This window comes from Wolinella succinogenes DSM 1740, from assembly GCF_000196135.1.
In the GTDB taxonomy this organism is placed as follows: domain Bacteria; phylum Campylobacterota; class Campylobacteria; order Campylobacterales; family Helicobacteraceae; genus Wolinella; species Wolinella succinogenes.
Genome location: NC_005090.1, coordinates 437,972 through 458,310, shown reverse-complemented (window position 1 = coordinate 458,310; position 20,339 = coordinate 437,972). Strand labels below are relative to the sequence as shown.

Annotated in this window: 25 protein-coding genes and 5 tRNA genes; all 30 read right to left on the bottom strand. The window is 47.1% G+C overall.

The window, feature by feature from the left end; genetic code table 11:
• Nucleotides 1-72: 72 nt before the first annotated feature.
• Nucleotides 73-447: a 50S ribosomal protein L7/L12 gene (gene rplL / locus WS_RS02310; protein ID WP_011138406.1), complete on the bottom strand. Its 375-nt coding sequence runs from the start codon at nt 445-447 to the stop codon at nt 73-75.
• Nucleotides 448-480: 33 nt separating this feature from the next.
• A complete protein-coding gene (gene rplJ / locus WS_RS02305) occupies nt 481-963 on the bottom strand; it encodes a 50S ribosomal protein L10 (RefSeq protein WP_011138405.1) in 483 nt (160 codons plus the stop codon).
• Nucleotides 964-1,077: 114 nt separating this feature from the next.
• Nucleotides 1,078-1,782, bottom strand: a complete 705-nt coding sequence (rplA, locus tag WS_RS02300; protein WP_011138404.1) for a 50S ribosomal protein L1 — start codon at nt 1,780-1,782, stop codon at nt 1,078-1,080.
• Nucleotides 1,783-1,810: 28 nt separating this feature from the next.
• Nucleotides 1,811-2,236 carry a 50S ribosomal protein L11 gene (rplK, locus tag WS_RS02295; protein ID WP_011138403.1) on the bottom strand — a complete coding sequence of 142 codons (426 nt, stop codon included), beginning with the start codon at nt 2,234-2,236 and terminating at the stop codon, nt 1,811-1,813.
• A gap of 26 nt (nt 2,237-2,262) precedes the next feature.
• Nucleotides 2,263-2,793 (bottom strand): transcription termination/antitermination protein NusG, encoded by a 531-nt coding sequence (gene nusG / locus WS_RS02290; protein WP_011138402.1) that lies wholly within the window; start codon nt 2,791-2,793, stop codon nt 2,263-2,265.
• An 18-nt stretch (nt 2,794-2,811) separates the two neighbouring features.
• A complete protein-coding gene (secE, locus tag WS_RS02285) occupies nt 2,812-2,991 on the bottom strand; it encodes a preprotein translocase subunit SecE (protein WP_041571702.1) in 180 nt (59 codons plus the stop codon).
• A gap of 30 nt (nt 2,992-3,021) precedes the next feature.
• Nucleotides 3,022-3,097 (bottom strand) — tRNA-Trp (locus tag WS_RS02280).
• A 39-nt stretch (nt 3,098-3,136) separates the two neighbouring features.
• A complete protein-coding gene (rpmG, locus tag WS_RS02275; RefSeq protein WP_041571701.1) occupies nt 3,137-3,295 on the bottom strand; it encodes a 50S ribosomal protein L33 in 159 nt (52 codons plus the stop codon).
• Nucleotides 3,296-3,337: 42 nt separating this feature from the next.
• Nucleotides 3,338-4,537, bottom strand: coding sequence for an elongation factor Tu (gene tuf / locus WS_RS02270; protein ID WP_041571700.1), 1,200 nt, complete (start codon nt 4,535-4,537; stop codon nt 3,338-3,340).
• A 111-nt stretch (nt 4,538-4,648) separates the two neighbouring features.
• A tRNA-Thr gene (locus WS_RS02265) sits at nt 4,649-4,723 on the bottom strand.
• A gap of 81 nt (nt 4,724-4,804) precedes the next feature.
• Nucleotides 4,805-4,881 (bottom strand) — tRNA-Gly (locus WS_RS02260).
• 18 nt (nt 4,882-4,899) lie between these two features.
• A tRNA-Tyr gene (locus WS_RS02255) sits at nt 4,900-4,984 on the bottom strand.
• A 63-nt stretch (nt 4,985-5,047) separates the two neighbouring features.
• Nucleotides 5,048-5,123, bottom strand: a tRNA-Thr gene (locus tag WS_RS02250).
• 80 nt (nt 5,124-5,203) lie between these two features.
• Nucleotides 5,204-5,962 (bottom strand): tRNA (5-methylaminomethyl-2-thiouridine)(34)-methyltransferase MnmD, encoded by a 759-nt coding sequence (locus tag WS_RS02245; protein ID WP_011138400.1) that lies wholly within the window; start codon nt 5,960-5,962, stop codon nt 5,204-5,206.
• On the bottom strand, nt 5,959-6,906 hold the full coding sequence (mnmL, locus tag WS_RS02240) for a tRNA modification radical SAM protein MnmL/YtqA (RefSeq protein WP_011138399.1): 948 nt from the start codon (nt 6,904-6,906) through the stop codon (nt 5,959-5,961). The genes WS_RS02245 and mnmL overlap by 4 nt, the downstream gene beginning before the upstream one ends.
• Nucleotides 6,907-6,935: 29 nt before the next feature.
• Nucleotides 6,936-8,348, bottom strand: a complete 1,413-nt coding sequence (gene purF / locus WS_RS02235) for an amidophosphoribosyltransferase (RefSeq protein ID WP_049770620.1) — start codon at nt 8,346-8,348, stop codon at nt 6,936-6,938.
• Nucleotides 8,332-9,102, bottom strand: a complete 771-nt coding sequence (dapB, locus tag WS_RS02230) for a 4-hydroxy-tetrahydrodipicolinate reductase (protein ID WP_011138397.1) — start codon at nt 9,100-9,102, stop codon at nt 8,332-8,334. Before dapB ends, purF begins: the two co-directional genes overlap by 17 nt.
• A gap of 1 nt (nt 9,103) precedes the next feature.
• Nucleotides 9,104-10,051 carry a thioredoxin-disulfide reductase gene (gene trxB, locus WS_RS02225; RefSeq protein WP_041571987.1) on the bottom strand — a complete coding sequence of 316 codons (948 nt, stop codon included), beginning with the start codon at nt 10,049-10,051 and terminating at the stop codon, nt 9,104-9,106.
• A 20-nt stretch (nt 10,052-10,071) separates the two neighbouring features.
• Nucleotides 10,072-10,560: a hypothetical protein gene (locus WS_RS02220; protein WP_011138395.1), complete on the bottom strand. Its 489-nt coding sequence runs from the start codon at nt 10,558-10,560 to the stop codon at nt 10,072-10,074.
• On the bottom strand, nt 10,560-10,880 hold the full coding sequence (trxA, locus tag WS_RS02215) for a thioredoxin (protein WP_011138394.1): 321 nt from the start codon (nt 10,878-10,880) through the stop codon (nt 10,560-10,562). The genes WS_RS02220 and trxA overlap by 1 nt, the downstream gene beginning before the upstream one ends.
• An 81-nt stretch (nt 10,881-10,961) precedes the next feature.
• Nucleotides 10,962-11,288 (bottom strand): YraN family protein, encoded by a 327-nt coding sequence (locus WS_RS02210; RefSeq protein ID WP_011138393.1) that lies wholly within the window; start codon nt 11,286-11,288, stop codon nt 10,962-10,964.
• 1 nt (nt 11,289) lies between these two features.
• Entirely contained in the window at nt 11,290-12,549 is a 1,260-nt protein-coding gene (locus WS_RS02205; RefSeq protein WP_011138392.1) for a homoserine dehydrogenase, read from the bottom strand.
• Complete coding sequence (locus WS_RS02200) at nt 12,549-13,772, bottom strand: LL-diaminopimelate aminotransferase (RefSeq protein ID WP_011138391.1); 1,224 nt, start codon at nt 13,770-13,772, stop codon at nt 12,549-12,551. Before WS_RS02200 ends, WS_RS02205 begins: the two co-directional genes overlap by 1 nt.
• Nucleotides 13,773-13,801: 29 nt before the next feature.
• Nucleotides 13,802-14,632, bottom strand: a complete 831-nt coding sequence (locus tag WS_RS02195; RefSeq protein ID WP_011138390.1) for a hypothetical protein — start codon at nt 14,630-14,632, stop codon at nt 13,802-13,804.
• Nucleotides 14,629-15,615, bottom strand: a complete 987-nt coding sequence (locus WS_RS02190) for a hypothetical protein (protein WP_011138389.1) — start codon at nt 15,613-15,615, stop codon at nt 14,629-14,631. Before WS_RS02190 ends, WS_RS02195 begins: the two co-directional genes overlap by 4 nt.
• Nucleotides 15,599-16,291, bottom strand: a complete 693-nt coding sequence (gene rlmB / locus WS_RS02185; protein ID WP_041571986.1) for a 23S rRNA (guanosine(2251)-2'-O)-methyltransferase RlmB — start codon at nt 16,289-16,291, stop codon at nt 15,599-15,601. The genes WS_RS02190 and rlmB overlap by 17 nt, the downstream gene beginning before the upstream one ends.
• A 46-nt stretch (nt 16,292-16,337) precedes the next feature.
• Nucleotides 16,338-17,153 (bottom strand): 16S rRNA (cytidine(1402)-2'-O)-methyltransferase, encoded by an 816-nt coding sequence (gene rsmI, locus WS_RS02180; protein ID WP_011138387.1) that lies wholly within the window; start codon nt 17,151-17,153, stop codon nt 16,338-16,340.
• A gap of 1 nt (nt 17,154) precedes the next feature.
• Nucleotides 17,155-17,358, bottom strand: a complete 204-nt coding sequence (rpmE, locus tag WS_RS02175; protein WP_011138386.1) for a 50S ribosomal protein L31 — start codon at nt 17,356-17,358, stop codon at nt 17,155-17,157.
• Between the two features lie 120 nt (nt 17,359-17,478).
• Nucleotides 17,479-18,882, bottom strand: a complete 1,404-nt coding sequence (cysS, locus tag WS_RS02170; protein WP_011138385.1) for a cysteine--tRNA ligase — start codon at nt 18,880-18,882, stop codon at nt 17,479-17,481.
• Nucleotides 18,883-20,298: a murein biosynthesis integral membrane protein MurJ gene (gene murJ / locus WS_RS02165; RefSeq protein WP_041571697.1), complete on the bottom strand. Its 1,416-nt coding sequence runs from the start codon at nt 20,296-20,298 to the stop codon at nt 18,883-18,885.
• Between the last annotated feature and the right edge of the window lie 41 nt (nt 20,299-20,339).

Sequence of the window (20,339 nt, the reverse complement as noted above, 5' to 3'; positions counted from 1 at the left end):
ATAACCGGCCCAAGAAAAGCTTCTTAGGCCGAATAAAAAGTATTAGACAGGGTAGGGAAAAGCTACGGAAATTTACTTGATCTCTACTTTAGCGCCTGCTTCTTCAAGCTTAGCTTTCATAGCGGCCGCATCGTCTTTGTTAGCACCTTCTTTGATGGTTGTAGGAGTTTTTTCTACCGCATCTTTAGCCTCTTTTAGACCAAGGCCTGTAAGCTCTCTGACCACTTTAATGACGTTAATTTTCTTCTCGCCACCATCTAGAAGGATCACGTCAAACTCAGTCTTCTCTTCAACAGCTGCAGCTGCTACACCAGCGCCAGCGCCAGCCACTACAGTGGGAGCCGCAGAAACGCCAAATTTTTCTTCAAAAGCTTTCACGAGTTCGGAAAGCTCCAACACTGACAAGCCGCCGATGTAATCAAGAAGTTCTTCTTTAGTGATTGCCATAGGATTCTCCTAATTTTCTTTGATTTGATGTTTTTAGTTTTCTTCTTTTTGTTTCTTTAGATTATCTAAAGCGGTAACAAAATATCTTGCAGGTGCTGTCCAAACAGAAAGCAACATACCAATAAGCTCATCCCTAGAAGGTAGTTTAGAGACGGTTTCAATATGAGCCGCATCCACAACACTTCCTTCATAGTATCCGAACTTGACTTTGAATTTCTCGTTGCTGGTTTCGGCAAACTTCATGATGGTTTTAGAAAGAGCGATTTGATCATCACTCCAAACAAAAACGTTTGTCTCTTTCAGTTCGAGGCCTTTAGCATCGGCATTTTCAAGCGCGATTCCCGCCAAAGTGTTTTTGACCACTTGGACTTTCGCCCCATTGTCTCTTGCGGCTCTTCGCAATGCTTCAAACTGTCGTACTGTTAGACCTTTGTAGTCACAAACAGCAATCGCACTAGAAGCTTTGAATTCAGCGGTGAGAGTTTCAATGATTTGGGTTTTTTCAGTTTTTGTCATGTGAGGTTTCTTCTCCTTTCCGACCTATAACCTATTACAGGGAGGGGATCGCCCCCTAATTAAGCTTTCGCCCCTATAGTCATCAGCCTAAGATAAATGGGATAGCTAGGAAAATTATCGTGCGTCCATAAGCTCTTGGGCATCAAGCTCCAAAGAGGGGCTCATAGTCAAAGAGATGGCTGCATGTCGGATATATTTACCCTTGGCTGTTGCAGGCTTGAGTCGGTTGATCATCTTAACGAGCTCAAGCACGTTTTCTTTGATCTTCTCTGCATCAAAACTCGCTTTGCCCACAGGAGCGTGAATATTCCCTTTTTTATCGACACGGAAGTTCACTTGACCACTCTTAACGTTATTGACCGCTTTGGTCACATCCGCTGTAACGGTTCCTGTTTTAGGGTTTGGCATCAAACCTTTGGGTCCTAGAATACGACCCACTTTACCTACAAGCGCCATCATATCAGGGGTAGCAATCACGATATCAAAATTAATGTTTCCATTTTTGATCTCTTCGGCCAAATCATCATCGCCAACCACATCGGCTCCAGCTGCTTTAGCTTCATCCGCCTTCACGCCCTTAGCAAAAACTGCAACACGCACTTTTTTACCTGTACCATGGGGAAGCACAACCGCGCCACGAATCATCTGATCAGCGTGTCTTGGGTCAACGCCAAGCTTCAATGCAACTTCAACGGTTTCGTCGAATTTAGCAGAGGCAAGAGATTTAACACTTACAGAAGCGGTTGTGATATCGTATACTTTTTGGGTGTCCACCTTGTCAAGCAAGGCTTGCATTCTTTTTGTGATTTTTTTTGACATTTTATACTCCAACTATTTTTCTGTTTGGTTAATCTACAATCTCAATGCCCATGCTTCGAGCGCTTCCCTCAACGATCTTAATCGCTCCTTCGGTTGACTTAGCGTTAAGATCTTCCATCTTGGTTGCTGCAATCTCAGCCACTTGAGCCTTAGTGATCTTGCCGATTTTGTTTTTCAGGGGGTTGTCAGAACCTTTTTGGATTCCAGCAGCCTTCTTAATCAGATCGGTCACAGGAGGCTTCTTGGTGATGAACGTGAAGCTCTTGTCTTGGTAGATGGTCAACACGACAGGGATATTAAAACTCCCCATATCTTTTGTTCGCTCATTGAATGCTTTGCAGAATTCCATGATGTTGACGCCTCGCTGACCTAGCGCAGGACCAACGGGGGGAGAAGGGTTGGCCTTCCCTGCAGGAATCTGAAGCTTGAGTTCGCCAATAATTTTCTTAGCCATAACTTAATCCTTATTAAAATGATTATCTATACGATTTTTTCTACTTGTGAATATAGAATTTCTATAGGAGTGCTTCGACCAAAAATAGAAACATTGAGCTTCAATTTTCGATGCTCCATGTCGTACTCCTCCACTGTGCCTGTGAAGTTCGCGAAAGGACCTTCGGTGATTCGAACCACTTCGCCAGCCTCAAAAGAGACTTTGGGCTTAGGAGCCGCTCGATTCTTGACCTTCTCAAGAATAGTGTTGATGTCAGCCTCACTAAGGGGGGTAGGTTTTTTCGCCTCCCCAATGAATCGGCCGACTCTAGGAAGGGATTGAATGAGATGCCAAAGCTCTGTGTCAAGACTCACTTTAATGAATACATAACCTGGATAGAGGCTACGCTCGGTGATCTTTTTTTTGTTGTTCTTGACTTCGATGATGTCTTCGGTTGGAACGACGATCTGCTCTAGCCGATCCTCGATTTTATTCTCACGAATCAGATTCTCAATCGCACGTTTCACTGACTGCTCGCTACCGGAATAGGTTTGTATCGCATACCAATCGAATGACATAAGCTTTCCTGTTTTGAGCTATAGAATACTAGATACAGAAGCAGATAAAATCAGATCCACCAATGCCAAAAAAAGCGTGATCACACTCACGACGATCACAACGGAAACCGCGGCATTCCTCACCTGTTCTTTGGTAGGGAAAATCACCTTGCCAAGCTCTTCCTTGGAGAGGTTGTAATAGGTCACTAGTTTTTTCATCGGCGTCACTTTTTATTCTACTTGATTTTTTGGCAGGCCAGGAGGGACTCGAACCCCCATCACTCGGTTTTGGAGACCGATGCTCTACCATTGGAGCTACTGACCTACAAGATGGGAAGAGCCAAGAAACCCAAAAGGTTCCTTGTTAGCTCTTGAGCTTAACTTCTTTGTGAATAGTGTGTTTGTTCAACCTAGGGCAGAACTTTTTGAGCTCCAGTTTTTCGGTGTGAGTCTTAGCGTTTTTCGTCGTGCTGTAATTGATATCACCGCACTCGGAACACTTTAGTCCGATTTTTACTTTCATGAAAACTCCAAAGAATATAGCCCCAAAAAGGGACTATACGATTTATTTAGTGATCTTGGTAACGACACCCGCACCAACGGTTCGACCACCTTCACGGATCGCGAATCGTGTTCCCTCTTCGAGGGCTACAGGAGCGATAAGCTCAACATTGATCTTAACGTTGTCACCAGGCATAACCATCTCTACGCCCTCAGGAAGAGAGATAGAACCGGTAACGTCTGTAGTTCTAACATAGAACTGAGGTCGGTATCCATTGAAGAATGGAGTGTGTCGTCCGCCTTCCTCTTTGGAAAGAACGTAAACTTCACCTTCAAAGTTAGTGTGAGGAGTGATAGAACCTATTTTACAAAGAACCATACCTCTCTCAACATCTTCTTTCTTGGTGCCTCTCAAAAGAACACCAACGTTGTCACCCGCCTCACCCTTGTCGAGCTCTTTTCGGAACATCTCAACGCCAGTTACGGTTGTTTTTTGTGTGTTTCGGATACCAACGATTTCTACTTCGTCACCGACTTTAACCACGCCTCTTTCAATTCTTCCTGTCACAACGGTTCCACGACCCGCGATGGAGAATACGTCTTCAACAGGCATAAGGAAAGGCTTATCCACATCTCGCTCAGGCGTAGGAATATATCGGTCAACCTCAGCCATAAGCTTCAATACTTTCTCGCCCCACTCGCCAACATTTCCTGTCTTAGCCTCTTCAAGAGCTTTAAGAGCGGAACCTGCAACGATAGGAGTGTCATCTCCAGGGAAGTCGTAGTTGCTAAGAAGTTCTCTAACTTCCATTTCAACAAGCTCAAGAAGCTCAGCGTCATCAACCATATCTTCTTTGTTCAAGAAAACCACGATGTAAGGAACGCCTACTTGTCGAGAAAGAAGAATGTGCTCCCTAGTTTGGGGCATGGGGCCATCCGCCGCAGAAACAACAAGAATCGCGCCATCCATTTGAGCAGCACCTGTAATCATGTTTTTAACATAGTCGGCGTGTCCAGGGCAGTCAACGTGAGCGTAGTGTCGATTTTCTGTTTCATACTCGATGTGTGAAGTAGCGATGGTGATACCACGCTCTCTCTCTTCAGGAGCATTGTCGATCGCATCATAATCTTTAAGCTCGCAAAGACCTTTGGTTGCAAGTACCGCAGAAATAGCGGCACTAAGAGTGGTTTTACCGTGGTCAACGTGACCGATGGTACCGATATTAACGTGGGGTTTGTTTTTTACAAACTTTTCCTTAGCCATGCTTGTCTCCTATATTGAATTAAGAATGTGAGTCATTTTACACTAATTATGCCAAGACCAAAATAAGAGCTAAAGTGCCAAAAAGGCTCACAGCTCCGAATATTGAAAAACTGGAGCCCATAAGCGGGATTGAACCGCCGACCTCTTCCTTACCAAGGAAGTGCTCTGCCACTGAGCTATATGGGCAATTGACATGCGTGAAGGAGATGTGTTTTGCGGAACCAATTTGTCGTGAAGTAAAATCAGCTCCCAGTATCCCTAAAACGGTGGAGCGGGAAACGGGACTCGAACCCGCGACCCTCAGCTTGGAAGGCTGATGCTCTAGCCAACTGAGCTATTCCCGCAAAATGACTATCGAGAAATGGTGGTGAGAGAAGGATTCGAACCTTCGAAGACATAGTCAGCAGATTTACAGTCTGCCCTCGTTGGCCACTTGAGTATCTCACCTCGATTAGTCGTGACTGGTCAAACACTGAAAATAATGGTAAACATTATGATGTTTGAATGAAATGGAGCTGGTAAAGGGACTCGAACCCCCGGCCTGCTGCTTACAAGGCAGCTGCTCTACCAACTGAGCTACACCAGCAAGAACGCACAAATATCGCTTCCGAATTTGTGAGCTGGAAGTATATAGATTTTCCTATTCTTTGTCAAGGGTCTTAAAGGCTAATTGACGCAATAATCTTCATCTCGGAGCGCTTTTAGAGAGGGATTGTTAAGACGCTTTTCTTCAAGATTGATTCGCTTTAATGGGAGAGAAGAGGGAGAAAAGAGAGTTCCTCCGCGATCGATTCCATTCTCATAGGCATAGACTTGAAAGCCTGCCAAATAAGCGCTATATCGCACAGCGGAGGATTGCGTGTAGGTGGTCACCACTCCCTCTTCTGCAAGAATCGCTCGGAGATCAGAAAAATAATCCACCGTCCAAAGGAGTGGATTTTTCACTGGAGAGAAGGCGTCTTGATAAACAATATCAAATCCCCCTTCAAGCATACGCAGATACTCCCTCGCATCCCCCACAAAAAGCTCCAAAATCACCCCATCTCGCTCCACTCTCTTTTTTCGAATAAGCTCGTACAAAAAAGAGCGAGTCTCCCCAAGCTCTAGAGGATAGTCAAAATAGAGCAATCCCTCTAAAAGCTCCTCATCCATCTCAGGTGAGTGCACCTCAATAATTCCCTTAAAACCCTTTTGACGATAGAGCGCTAGGGTTGCAAGGGTGTTATAGCCAAGCCCAAAGCAGATATCTAAAATCTTGATTTTAGATCGATTCAGCCATTCGGGGTGAACAAGCAACGGAGGGAGGATGTGTTTGTGGAGCGATTCAGAGTGGGCGCCCATGCTTGTAGAGTGGTAGTGTTCACCAAAACGCTCACTAAAAAGCGTGGGGGAATCATCCCCCGTCAAGATGGGCTTCAGATTCAATAATCAATCCCTGTTGCTCTTAGGGAATCGCGGATATATCGCATTTGAATGTTTTTATCAAAACACCAATCAGGCGCGAGCAGATCCTCGGTGTGCGCCCCAGCGCTGACTCGCTGCACCACGATTTCTTTGGGGATTCGCTTCATCGATTCCCCAATAAGCCAAGCGTAGCGCTCCAGCGTGATAGGGGTATACTCTCCTTTTTTGTAGAGGGTAGCGAGGGCGGTGTGCGCCATCACATAAAGAGGATGAATTTTGATACTCTCCGCCTGCCACTCAATCATCTTATCAAGCGTCTCTAACATCATCTCTTCACTCTCTCCAGGAAGCCCATAGATGAGATGAACGCAGACCTTAATTCCTCGATTTTGGGTCTCTTTGATCCAATACTCCATCTCTGAAGAGTCGTGACCTCGGTTGATTCCCTCTAGCGTGCGATCATGAATCGACTGGATTCCATACTCGATCCAGACCTCTTTCTCTCTAGCGTATTCTCCAAGAAAATCCAAAATCTCATGGTTCACCGAATCGATGCGTGTGCCGATGGAGATTCCCACCACATCAGGCAGTCTAAATGCCTCAGAATAGAGTCTCTTGAGCGTCTCTATGGGAGCATAGGTGTTGGTGAAAGATTGAAAATAGACCAAAAACTTCTTCATCCCAAACTTCTCGCGGTGAAAGCCCACCTGGGAATCAAACTGCTTTTTGAGCACCTCAATCTGCATCTCTAAATGGGGATTCTCGCTAAGCCCTGGGTGAAGCTTAAAGGGGGCGGGGGCTTGCTTGGAGAGGATGGGCGAAAAGCTCTCATTTCGGCAAAAAATACACCCTCCCTTGGCCACGGTACCATCAATATTAGGGCAGGTAAATCCAGGGATACTAATGGGAATCTTGCGAACTTTTTCACCAAATTTTTTCTTAAAATACCTTCCAAAGGTTAACATTTTTCTCACTTTGATGGAAATCCTGTGAATTAGACTATATATTTTCCGTCAAAGCATGCTTGACAAAAAAGCTCTCGCTCATCGCATTGAATACTGCGTCTAAGCCCCTCAAGAGAGAGGAAAGAGAGAGAATCGGCTTCGATAAAGCGGCAGGTCTCCTCTAGCGTCATATTGGCGCAGATGAGCTGAGATTTATCAGGCGTATCGACCCCATAGTAGCAAGGGGAGATAGTGGGAGGGGAGCTGATCTTCATATGAACCTCTTTAGCGCCCGCTGCACGCAAGATTCTCACGATCTGCCGACTAGTTGTCCCTCTCACGATGCTATCATCAATCACAATGAGACGCTTGCCCTGGATGAGCTCCTTAATGGGGTTGAGTTTGAGTTTGACTTTTAGCTCTCGGCTCTGTTGCGTGGGCTCAATAAAGGTTCTTCCCACATAATGGTTACGAACAATTCCAAGCTCAAAAGGAATCCCGCTCTCTCTTGCATATCCAATGGCTGCAGCCACCCCGCTATCAGGCACAGGAATCACCATGTCTGCTTCAATGGGTTTCTCTCTAGCGAGCTCTTGTCCCATGTTTTTGCGTACCTCATAGACATTGTGTCCAAACACACGGCTATCGGGTCTAGCAAAATAGACAAATTCAAAAATACAGGGACGAGGTTGTTTTTCAAAAATTTTGTAGCTTCTTGGCTCTCCTTCTGCCTCAAACACGAGCATTTCGCCTGGCTCAACATCTCGAATATACTCTGCCCCCACAAGATCAAAGGCGCAGGTTTCACTCGCGACCATATAGCCAAAACTACCATCGCTGTTTTTGATACGCCCTAAACTCAAAGGCCTAAAACCATGTGGATCTCTAATCGCGAACATCTTTTTGCGACTTAAAAAGATCAGAGAGTAGGCCCCCTCTATTTTGTGCACCGCGTCAATGATTCGATCAATGAGCTTCTCTTTTTGGCTTTTAGCGATGAGATGGATGAGATTCTCCGTATCCATAAAGCTCTGGAAGATTGCCCCTTTTTGGATCAAATCCTCTCGAATCTGCTTGGCATTGGTCAGATTGCCATTATGCACAATCGCGATTTCACCCAAATCATATCGCGCAAATACAGGCTGGGCATCCAAAATAGAATCTTCTCCCGCCGTGGAGTAGCGGTTGTGACCTACGGCCGATCGCCCTTTGAGTTTTTTGAGCTTATCATCTCCAAAAACTGCCGTCACCAGCCCTCGATCCTTGATGGTGATGAGTTTCTCACCTGTAGAGCTGCTAATTCCGCTCGCCTCCTGCCCTCGATGCTGCATTGAAAATAGTGAATAGTAGGCCACACTCGCCGCTGTATCAGCGTTATAAACCCCTACAACCGCGCACTCTTCGTTCCAATCTCTCAATGTTTCCACTTGATTCTCTTCTTTTGTGTTAGATTCCCAAGGCATCAGAAATACCATACAAACCGCTCTCTTGCTTGGCTAGCCATTTAGCCGCTCTGAGTGCCCCCTTGGCAAAGGTCATGCGACTCGTGGCCGTATGGACAAATTCCAAATACTCGCCCTCGCTGTAAAAGCCCACCGTGTGCTTGCCTGCAATATCACCCCCGCGAAGCGACATCACTGCAATCTCTTCGCTTTTTCGCTCGCCAATGTTCCCATTGCGTCCGCTCACTCTCACCTCATCCAGCTCAACCCCTCTAGCCTTCGCACAGCTCTCGGCTAAAGTGAGCGCTGTTCCGCTAGGAGAATCTTTTTTATGCCTGTGGTGCATCTCAACAATCTCAATATCAAAATCAGCCAGCGCCTTGGCCGCCGTGTGCACCATCTTATTAAGGATGGCCACCCCCAGAGACATATTGGTCGCATAGAGCACAGGCATCTGTCTAGAGGCTTCATGGATGAGATTAAAATGGTGCGCATCCAATCCTGTCGTACCAATCACAAGAGGTTTAGGGTGCCCCTGCATCGCCGTCTCAAGTAGAGCCGCGGTCGCATCAGGCAAAGAGAAGTCGATCACCACATCGCATCCCTCTAGAAAAGTTTTGTAATCATTGGTGACCAAAGCTCCTGGCGGCATGGAAAAGTCAAGCTCTTTACGAACAAAAACAGAGGAGAGCTTCGCGTTCTCATCACTCCCTAACAACTCCACCAGCAACTTTCCCACGCGTCCTGTCGCGCCAAAAACCCCGATTCGATTCATGTTATGACTCCTTTAGATGCTCCAAGTAAGCAAGGGCACTCAAAGCAGCACTTGCCCCATCTCCTGCGGCGCAAACCACTTGCTTTGGAGCCTCTATCCTTAAATCTCCCGCCGCAAAAAGCCCAGGAATGTTGGTCTTCATGGAGAGGTCGACCACCACTTCGCCCTTTTCGTTGACCTCGCAAAGGAAACTGCCATCTTCTTGCTTTAGCACTTGATGGTTGACATCATACCCTACAAAAACAAAGACTCCCATAACAGAAAGGGTCTCCACCTCTTTGCTCTCTTTGTGGCGAATCTTCACTCCATTCACCCCTGAAGCATCCCCCACGATCTCCTCAATCACCCTAGAGGTGAGCAGAGTGATTTTAGGATTTTTCTTCACTTTTTCCACGCTCAAAGGGGCGGCGCGAAACTCTTCTCTACGATGAATAAGATAGACATGGGAGCAGATGTTGGCGAGATAGAGCGCCTCTTCAAGCGCTGTATCCCCTCCGCCAATCACCGCTACATCGCGATTCCTATAGAAGAATCCATCGCAAGTCGCGCAGGTGCTCACCCCTCTGCCAAAAAACTCCAGCTCTCCTTTCACGCCCGCTTTCTTGGGTTTACCTCCCGTGGTGACAATCACGCTTCGCGCCTCAAAGATTCGACCATCGCTCAAGTGAATTGCAAAATTCCCCTCGCTCTGTCGCGCAATTCTAGAGACTTCGGCCATCTCATGCTGAAGACCAAAACGAAAACACTGCTCTCTCCATGGCTCCATGAAATCGAGTCCACTCATCACATGAGCCACACCAGGATAGTTTTCCATCTCACTGCTAGAGGTGATCTGTCCTCCAACCATACCCTTTTCAAAGAGGACGACATTTTCTGCGCCTCCTCGGGTAGCATAAAGTCCAGCGCTAAGTCCCGCTGGACCTCCGCCAATAATCGCTACATCTAACACCATGAATAAGTTTCTCCTTGCTAAAGAGGGCGCTCTTTAAGTAAGCGCGCCGGAATAACCCGCGTCTTGGCGCTCTGGTGGTAGAGATGAACACTCTTTCTTTCAATCTCCACGACAGCGGGCAACTCAGTGATTTTAAAACGGTGGATATAGTGAAGAATCGTGTTGATTCCAGCACTTGCAAAGATGAGATTCTCCTGCGTTGAGGGCTCTTTGTATTGGTAGATATCAATCGCCACCACGGGCTTTTCACTAGGGATAGAGGCCCTCTCTAACCACTCTTTTTGCTCCTTGCTCTGCGAGTTATAAAAGTAGAGCGTGTAGCGATCGCTTGAAGGGGTGAAAATTCCTTCACCCTGGTAGAGCACCCATTCATCAAAATTGACATTCACTAACTTGGTGTAGCTGTATTGAAAATAGAAGTAGGCGCAAGCGACAAAGAAGACGGCAAAAAATGTGGAGAGGATAGAGAGGCGGGAGGCGCAAGCCCTCCCTAGTGGTTTAATCATCAGCCAATCAAAGAATCGAGTTTTTCCTTGAAGGCTTGTTTAGAAGAAGCCCCGATCATTTGATCCACGATCTCACCGTCTTTGAAAAAGAGGATCGTAGGGATACTTCGAATGCCATACTTCACCGCTAGCTCTTGCTCTTCGTCAGTGTTGACTTTGCAAACATTGGCTTTGCCTTCAAAATCAGCCGCGAGCTCTTCGATCACGGGAGCGACCATACGGCAGGGTCCACACCAAGGTGCCCAAAAATCAACGAGTGAAACGCCTTTCTTGGTGACTTCATCAAAATTTGAAGCATTGAGTTCAATATATTTACCCATAGTTGGAGTCTCCTTAAAATTATTTTATGGCGGGATTATACAATAGTATCTTTAAACGAATCTATACAGTTATAGCCTATTTCACAGAGTGATATTCTCGATAAACTCGACCTCTCCACCTCGCAAAATAAGGGCATCCACACAAAAAGGAGGGGTGATTTTTTTCTGCTTTAGATAGTATTGCGCGCTCTTAATAATACGGCTCAGCTTAAGTGGAGTGATGTTGTAGATTGGCTCAAAGTTTGCACCACTTTTCACCTCGACAAAGTGGAGCACTCCCCCTTTTTGAGCAATGATATCAATCTCGCCAAAGGGGGCGTAGAAGTTGCGATCAATGATCTTATAACCCAAATCTTGCAAAAAGAGCGCTCCAATCTCTTCGGCTTTAGCCCCTTTGGCGCGACTCACCCTACCCCTCGATTCTCACCATCACAGGAGCGCTAAGCACCACCTCCAAAGCCTCAAGCCCTTCAATGGCACGCTTAATCTCTCGCTCGCTGCAGGTGTGCGTGGAGAGGAGAAGTTTTGCGCCCCCTTCGAAGTTCTTCTGCAAAAGAGTGCTAATGGAGATGGATTGCTCCCCTAAAAGAGAGGCGATTTTAGCCAAAACACCTGGCTGATCTTTGACTTCTAGGCGCAAATAGTATCGGGAACGAATCTCCTCTTGAGGCTTGAGTCTCAATCCACTCTCCATGGGTCTTTTAAACCCAAGCATGGGGGCACCCTTCACTCTTGCAATCTCGATGAGATCGGAGATCACGGCACTCGCAGTCGCATCACCTCCTGCACCCGCTCCATAATACATCGTCTCGCCCACCGCATCCCCAATGACGCTAATGCCATTCATCACGCCATCGACTTTGCTGATCATCTCCTCACTAGAGATAAAGACGGGATGGACGCGCAACTCCACCTCTTCACCCTCTTTTTTGGCGATTCCAAGAAGCTTCAGGCTATAACCAAACTCCTTAGCAAAGGCGATCTCGTCTTGGGATATCTTCTGGATTCCTTCGATGAGCACCTCCTCGGGCTTTGCATCGATTCCATAAGCAATGGAGGCAAGGATGAGCAGCTTGTGCGCCGCATCAAATCCTCCCACATCAAAAGTCGGATCCGCTTCTGCATATCCGAGCGTCTGAGCCTCTTTGAGCACCGCCTCATAGGCCGCTCCCTCTTTGACCATTTTGGTGAGGATAAAGTTGCAGGTTCCATTCATGATTCCACGAATGGAGCGGATGTGATTCGCCCCAAGACCGTCCCTTAACGCCTTGATGATAGGAATTCCCCCCGCTACACTTGCCTCAAAGCCAATAGGAATCTCACCCGCAATAGCCTGCAAGTCGTATCGATGATAGGCGAGCATCGCTTTGTTGGCAGTCACGACACTCTTGCCCCTCTCTAGAGCCTTTTTAGCGACTTCGAAGGGAAACTCCACACCCCCCATTAATTCCACCACCACATCAATCTCAGGATCATCAAGGATATCATCAATGTTCGTGGAGATAGGAATCTTCACATCGCTTCGCGTTCTGGAGAGGTCTTTAACAACTCCTCTTTTCACGACGATCTCTTTGCCCGCTCTAGCGGCGATGACTTCTCTATTTTGCTCCAAAATAACAGCGACACTGCTGCCCACTGTTCCTACACCGATGATTCCTACCTTGATCATTATGCCTCTTTCGTATTCTGTAAAGTTTTCAAAAACTGCTTGATGTTGCGTGCAGCTTGGCGGATTCGCTTCTCGTTTTCAATAAGCGCGATTCTCACATAGCCCTCACCATGCTCACCAAAGCCCACCCCAGGACTCACCGCCACTTTAGCTTCTCGAAGGAGTCGTTTGCTAAACTCTAAACTCCCTAGGCCTTGGGCGCACTCAGGCAATTTTGCCCAAATAAACATCGAAGCCTGCGGTTTGTCCATCTCCCAACCTGCTTCACTAAAGCTTTTAATGAGCACATCCATGCGCTTCTCATATTTGCCTTTGATCTCTTCCACGCACTCCTGAGGGCCATCAAGGGCGATCGTGGCCGCCACTTGAATGGGGGCATACATCCCATAATCAATCCAGCTCTTGATCTTCTGAAGCGCTCCAACCAGTTTTGGATTGCCCACCACAAAGCCCACACGCCAGCCCGCCATGTTGTAGCTTTTTGAAAGAGTGTAGCTCTCCACGGCCACCTCTTTCGCCCCTTCGACCTCCAAGATCGAGGGCGTAGAGTAGCCATCAAAAGTCAAATCGGCGTAGGCAATGTCACTAATGATGTAGAATCGCTCCTCTCTAGCCAAAGCAACCAATCGCTCATAAAAGCTCTTTTTGACCACCACCGTGGTGGGATTGTGAGGGAAGTTAACCACGACAAATTTGGGCTTTGGCATCGTCTCTCGCAAGGAGCGTTTGAGATTCTCAAAGTAGTCATCCTCATCGAGCTCAAATCGATCATTCCACTTCAGTCCAAACTTGGTCACATTAGCTCCCACGATAATGAAAGCGTAGTAGTGAATTGGATAGACGGGCTCAGCGACCACGGCGCTATCTCCAAAGTTGGCAATCGCCTGCACTAGGTGAACATAGCCCTCTTTGGAACCCATGACCGCACACGCTTCAAGCTCTGGATCAAGATCAACATTGTATTTACGCTTATACCAATTACAGATCGCTAGGCGTAGCTTGTAAATTCCTCGACTCGCTGAATAGCCGTGGTTCTTCGGCTTTTGTGCCGCCTCGCAGAGCTTATCAATAATATGGGCGGGAGTGATTCCATCGGGATTCCCCATACTAAAATCAATCACATCTTCATTATTGCGTCTCATCTCAAGCTTGATCTCATTGATGGCGGCAAAGACATACTTTGGAAGCCGTTTGATTTTGTCGAACTGTATCTCATCAAACATCGCAAAAAACCTTTGGGTGGGATAGGAATCTAAGGGGCTAATTTAACCCTGATTCCTGTTTTAATATTGGAAGGCGAATAGGAATCGGTGATTCGCACAAAGCGAACGCCTGAGGGAATTGTGACGCTAAATCGCCGCTCCTCCTCTTCAAAACGATAGGAGGAGATGATGCGAAGCGAAGCATCAAAGAGGGTGACTTGAGGGTAGAGATTGGCGCCATAGGTCGAAGAGGCAAAAGAGAGCGTGCCTGCAAGATTCTTCACATCCAGCCAATACTCTCCCGAAAGCCTCGCGATTTCACTCTCTTGATTGAGCTCCAAACTCTCCGCCTCAGGAATAAGAGGAGAGAGGAGCTCTAGGGTGTAGCGCCACTTGGTTTCACCCTCTCTAGCCACATCGGCGACTTGATAGCCCCGCTTTTTAAACTCCTCAATAAGGAGCGTGGGATCAATGGCATACTCGGTGCTCATCTCAATCCCTAGACGATAGAGTCCATCTTGATACTCTGCCTCCTTGGGGGCAAAATAGTAGTAGCCTAGGCTTTGCAAGGAAGAGGAGACCGCTTTGGTGAAAAGCAGGGGAGAGCTTGGAGTGAGAAAAGAGATATGAAGATCCTTGGGGCCTCCAAAGGAGAGTTTCAAAAGACCATTCTCTTTGAGCTTGAGTGCCACCTTGGCAAAGTCGATTCTCCCTTGATCGTAAAACTCCTCTCTGTTTTTAAAGAGGAGCTGGACGAACTTTTGGTTCACATTATAAGCGCGAGAATCCATCAAAGCGGCCACCTTCTGATCCAAAGCATCCGCCTTTAAGCAAGAGATGAGACTCGCTAGAAGCAGCCACAACCCTAGCGACTTTTTCACCACTCTTTTCCTCCATTTTGAGCCTTGAACTCTTCTAGCGTGATAACGCTCAACCCCTCCTCGGGAGTGTAGCGAAAGCGCATGGGAGCACCACTATTATAGCTCTCCACTCTGCCATCAACTTTCACCTCTAACATCCCGTGCCCTGTGATGATCAGCTGACTTCGATTGGGATTGAGCTTGTATTGACCACTCACCGTCTCCGCGACTTTCTCTTTTTTGTCCAGATAGACGATTCCCAGCCATACTTTGTTTTTCACCTGAAAAATCACCTCTTTGGGAGCCATTAAAGCGGGGGTGTTCTCTGGCTCGGAAGCCAAAGTGGAACGAGTTATATTGGCTTCAAGTAAAGGCAATGCGCTAGATTGACTCTCTAGAGTGTTACTCACATCCACCTTTTTGGCTTCATCAATCGCTGCTTTGAGTGCAGGCTCTAAAGGGGCGGTTGTCGATTCGTTAATAGGGGTCTCAATCTTTGGAGTGATTCCAAGCTCTAAAGGCGCCTCTCCAGTAAGAATCCTGGCCGTCTGAATACTCTCGTTGGCATTGGAGAGAATAGGCTCAATGCTCTTCTCCTCTTTTTTGATCGGCCAAAGCTTCACAATCTCCTCAAAATGGTACTGATAGAGGTAATAGCCCCCTCCTCCCAATGCTCCAAGTAGCACCACCGACCAGAAGAATCGACCCGCTCCGCCTTTTTTCCCTGCCCTAGACACCTGAACATCCACCAAATTGGTCTCTAGCAAGGGAGCCTCTTCTGCTTTTCCATGCGCCACAATATAGGCCTCAAACTCCTTGACCCATTCACTCAAATCGACATTGTATTCTCGCTCCAAGATGCGAATAAAGCCAATGGCTGTGGTCTTATCAAAACGCTCATAATCCCTGTTGAGGATATAAAGAATCTTGTTAGAGGCGATGTGGGTTTTTTGATTGATCTCCCCATGACCGATACTCTTTAGCTTCTCAATTGCTTCTTCCATCTCTCATCCTATCCATAAGTATTGCCGCCGCCACCCCGACATTAAGCGAATCAAAGTCTCGTTCCATCTCAATTTTTAGTAGTTGGTCAAGCTTAGAAAGAAGCTTTTTTGGAAGCCCCTCGCCTTCACTACCCATGAAAAGCGCGCGCTTGGAGGCAAAACTCTTTCCATTGGGAATCTCCCCCTCTAAGGCCGCTCCATAGAGCGTAAAACCCGCCCCCCGAAGCTCATTGATCAAATCCCACGGATTCTTCACAATTCCAAAGGGCAACTCCAAAAGAGCCCCGCTGCTAGTACGAATCGCCGATTCGATGGAGAATGAAGAGAGGTTGGTCAGGATCACCCCCTCCATCCCTAGGCAATAAGCACTTCGGAATATCCCCCCGATATTCCCCGAATCGCTCACACCATGAAGCACCAGCAGCCGATCAACTCTCTTGATCTCACCTAAAGAAAGAGGCGAGATGGCCTCAATCTCCATCAAGAATCCCTGATGATTCCCCCCTCTAGCCATCGCTTGAGCCTTTTTGGGGTCAACGCGAAGCAGGGGAATCCCCAAACGCGAAATCTCCTTAAAGAGATCTTTTTCGACCTCTTTGCCGAGATAGACGCTTTTGATGAGCTTTGGATGTCGCCTTAAAACGTAAAGAAATATCTGTTTTCCGTAGATTATCATGAAAGATTTTAACTCAGGATGGCTTAAGGGAAGCTCTAATGCGGGGCTATTTTTGGCAGGAATCCTTATAGCACTCCTCAACACTTCTTCCTGTCATTTTGGCGAGGATTTTGGCACGGATTTTAGGGGGAATATCCAAGGTAGCAAGGTCGGAGAGCGAGAGGAGCGCTTCGGGATTTTTCTCCCCTTGATAAAGGAGAATCGCCCACTCTCCTTTAGTCGATTCTTGACGAACTCTTTGAATGATCTCGCTCGCGCTCCCTTGATAAAATTTTTCATGCATTTTAGTGAGCTCTTTGGCGGCAAAAATCCTTCGATGGGGGGCTAGAGCCTGAATCTCTTCCAAAAACTCCATCAAGCGATGCGGAGCTTCGTAAAGAATCACATCACTCTCCATTCCCAAAAGCTTGATGAGCTCACCTTGACGCTCTTTGGATTTGTGGGGAAGAAATCCATAAAAATAGAACTCTTTGCTCCCGCTTCCACTCGCTGCAAAAAGCGTCAAAAGAGCATTGGCTCCTGGCAAAACCGTATAGGAAATCCCTCGCTCTTGAGCATATCGCACCAGAGCAGCCCCCGGATCACTAATACAAGGCATTCCCGCATCACTCATATAGACCACCTCTTGGGTGAAAAAATCGGGAGGAAGATTTTGAAGCGTCGCTTCTTCATTGTGGGAGTGCAAGGAGATATAACGGTACTCTTTGGGGGGCAAAAGCTCTTTTTGAGAGAGAAGAGAGAGAAGGCGCTTGCTCACCCTCGTGTCTTCACAGAGGATAATCTCAGCAACCTTGAGAACCTCCAAGCTCCTCAGGGTGATGTCTTGAAGATTCCCAATAGGGGTAGGGAGAAGAGTTAGCAATTTATTTCATATTGTATTTTTGTTTGAACTTCTCAACGCGTCCAGCGGTATCGACCACTTTATCAGAGCCAGTATAGAAGGGGTGGCAGAAAGAGGAGATGTCAATTCTTAGCTCAGGCTTGGTGCTGAGCACTTCAAACTCTTTGCCGCTGGTGACGCAAGTCACTTTGCAGGGGACATAATTGGGGTGGATACCTTTTTTCATAAATGATTCCTTTGTGTTTATTCAAGTTTATCTTTAGACTCTATAAGGGCGAAAATTGGAACGGCGATTCTATCTCATTCGTGTTTAAAAATAAATTAAGCTCCAAAAATCAGAGGGGACTTACGCCCTCTCCCAAAGAGTGCCGCTTGGAGTGTCCAAAAGTGCGATGCCCTGGTCACTCAGGCTCTTCCTGATCTCATCGGCTCTCGCAAAATCCTTCGCCTTTTTCGCCTCAGCGCGTTCCTTGATTAACTCTTCGATCTTCTCTTTCTCTTCGGGTGAAACTCCCATTTGAAAATAGAGTATGGGTGACTTTGCCCCAATCCCAAGGAGCCTCTCCAGAACCTCTAGATTCCCTCGAATAGTCGCTTGAAGCGCTCTCTCTTTGGGGGAGGAATCAAGCTCCTCATTAGAGAGAGTGAGCATCTCATCCATGGCACTCAGCGCTCTAGAGATATTCATATCATCCCTAAGCCCCTCCAAAAGCCTCTCTAAAAATTTCTCGCTAGGAGCACCCACCTCCCCTTCGCCAACCCTCTTTTTGAGGCGATAGAGGCGATCAAGTCGCTTTTTGGAAGCCAGCAGATCCTCTTCAGAAAAGTTAAGCCCCATACGATAGTGGGTGCTCAGGAGGTAGAATCGCAACACTTCACCATCATAAACCCTAAGGGCGTCTTTGACAAAAAAGCTATTCCCTAAAGATTTGCTCATCTTTTCGCCATTGATGGTGACAAACCCATTATGCATCCAATATTTAGCCAGCTCTCTGCCTGTCGCACAACGCGTCTGGCACGCCTCATTTTCATGGTGAGGGAAGAGAAGATCTGAGCCCCCCGCATGGATGTCAATGGCATAATCACCCTCTTTGGCTAAGTGCTTTTCGATCATAGCGCTGCACTCAATATGCCATCCGGGTCGTCCCCGTCCAAAAGGCGATTCATACCCTACATCACTTTGGCCTTTATAGCTTTTCCAAAGTGCAAAATCCCTAGGATCACGCTTCTCTTCGCTGCTCTCTATGCGGCTCACCTGTTCTAAATCCTCACCTCGACCGCTCAGCTTCCCATAAGAAGGGTCTTGTTTTACATCTAGATAGATATCCCCTCTAGGGGTTTGATAGGCGATTCCTTTTTGAAGCAGAGATTGGATCATCTCCCACATAAGATCAAGGCTCTCTGTGGCACGAGGCTCAATATCAGGACGCTTGATTCCGAGTTTTTGCATATCTTCTAAATAGGAGGTGATGTAGCGCTCCGTGATGGCTCCTATCTCTTCACCACTCTCCAAGCTTTTTTTAATGATCTTATCATCAATATCGGTGAAGTTTTTGACAAACCTCACCCTATAACCCTCAAACTCCATCAATCGACGCAAAAGATCAAAGGCAATGGCGCTTCTGGCATGACCCAAATGGGAATCATCGTAAACGGTTGGCCCACACACATAGAGGCTCACCTCTCCCTTTTTAAGAGGAATAAACTCCACCTTTTCTCTTTTGACGCTATCAAAAATCTTTATCATCATTTACACCACTTTTCCAAAGAGCCAAGCTCGCGACCCCTCAATGAGGAGCACCTCCACAAGAGTGAGTCCTAAAAGAATCACCCAGCCCTTTTTGTCTTGGATTATACCCCAAAACTCCTTGGCACCAAACGCCTCAATCGTCCAGTAAAGAAGCAAGAATCCACTCACAGAACCCGCCAAAGCCAATCCGCTCGCTCCCCAAAATTGCATGAAAATCACCGAGAGGATCGTCCCGCCAAGAAGGGCTTTGGCTGAAATTTTGGCGGCTAGTCCCTGTTTAGAGTGGGAGTAGAGCCAAAGGGAGAAGATTTTGGCGATTCCAAAGGGGAGCAGTCCAATCATGTACATGGAGAGCACGCGCGCACTCTCAATCGTGTCATTCCGCGTGAACTCCCCTCGCTCAAAGAGCATCCAAATGATCTCTTTAGAGAGCAAGATTCCCCCAAGGGTCGAGAAGACTAACATATAAAGCAAAAACCAAAAAGAGCGCTTCAGATGAAAAAGCGCTTCAGTGGAATTTTGGTTTTTGATTGCGCGCGCCACGGTAGGAAAAAGCGCCGTAGAGACCGCAATCGCAAAGACCGCCAAGGGGAGCTGGAAGATTCGATTCGCATAGTAGAGATAAGAGATCGCTCCACTGGCCAAAAAAGAGGCCAAAAGTGTGTCAATAAACGCCGCAATTTGTGCCGTTGAGGCGCCTAGCATCGCAGGGAAAAATTGTTTAAAAAATCGCCTAAGGGAGTTTTGACGCTCCTCTTTATGAGTGCGCCAATGCTTGCATCCCGCCAAAAGCATCCGCCCAAACCCTGCTTTGATAAAAGAGGGGAGATGAAAGAGAATCTGCAACACCCCCCCTACTAAAACCCCCCAGCTAAGCCACACCACCACCTCATAACCCTCTCTGCCCCTTGCCAGATAGAGCGCCGCAATCATGGCAACATTGAGGAGGATCGTCGAATAGGCTGAGGCGCTAAAACGGCGCTTGTATTGGAGAATCGCTCCCAAAAAGGTGACCACAAAGACCAGCCACAAATACCAAAAATTGATCGCCACCAGCGGAGCAGCCAGCGCCACTTGCTCATCACTAAAGCCAAAAGCCAAAAGCTTTGTAAAATAGGGCGCAAAAAGGGTAACAAGCAGAGAGATCAGTGTGAGCACACCAAGAAAAATCACACCGACAGAAAGAGTGAAAGCCCCTTTGTGTCGTGCGCCAATAAAGCTCGGAAGAAAGGCTTGATTAAACGCCCCCTCACCAAAAACACGGCGAAAAAGGTTGGGGATTTTAAAAGCCACAAAAAAGATGTCGCTATAGACCGAAGCCCCAAGAACAGAAGCGGTCATAAGATCACGAAGGAATCCAAAAATTCGCGAGAGCAAAATGCCGCTACTATTGGTTAAAAAGGCTCGCCTCAACATCAGACTCCTTTTAAGGCAGGGAGGGCTAGAATAAAGCAGGA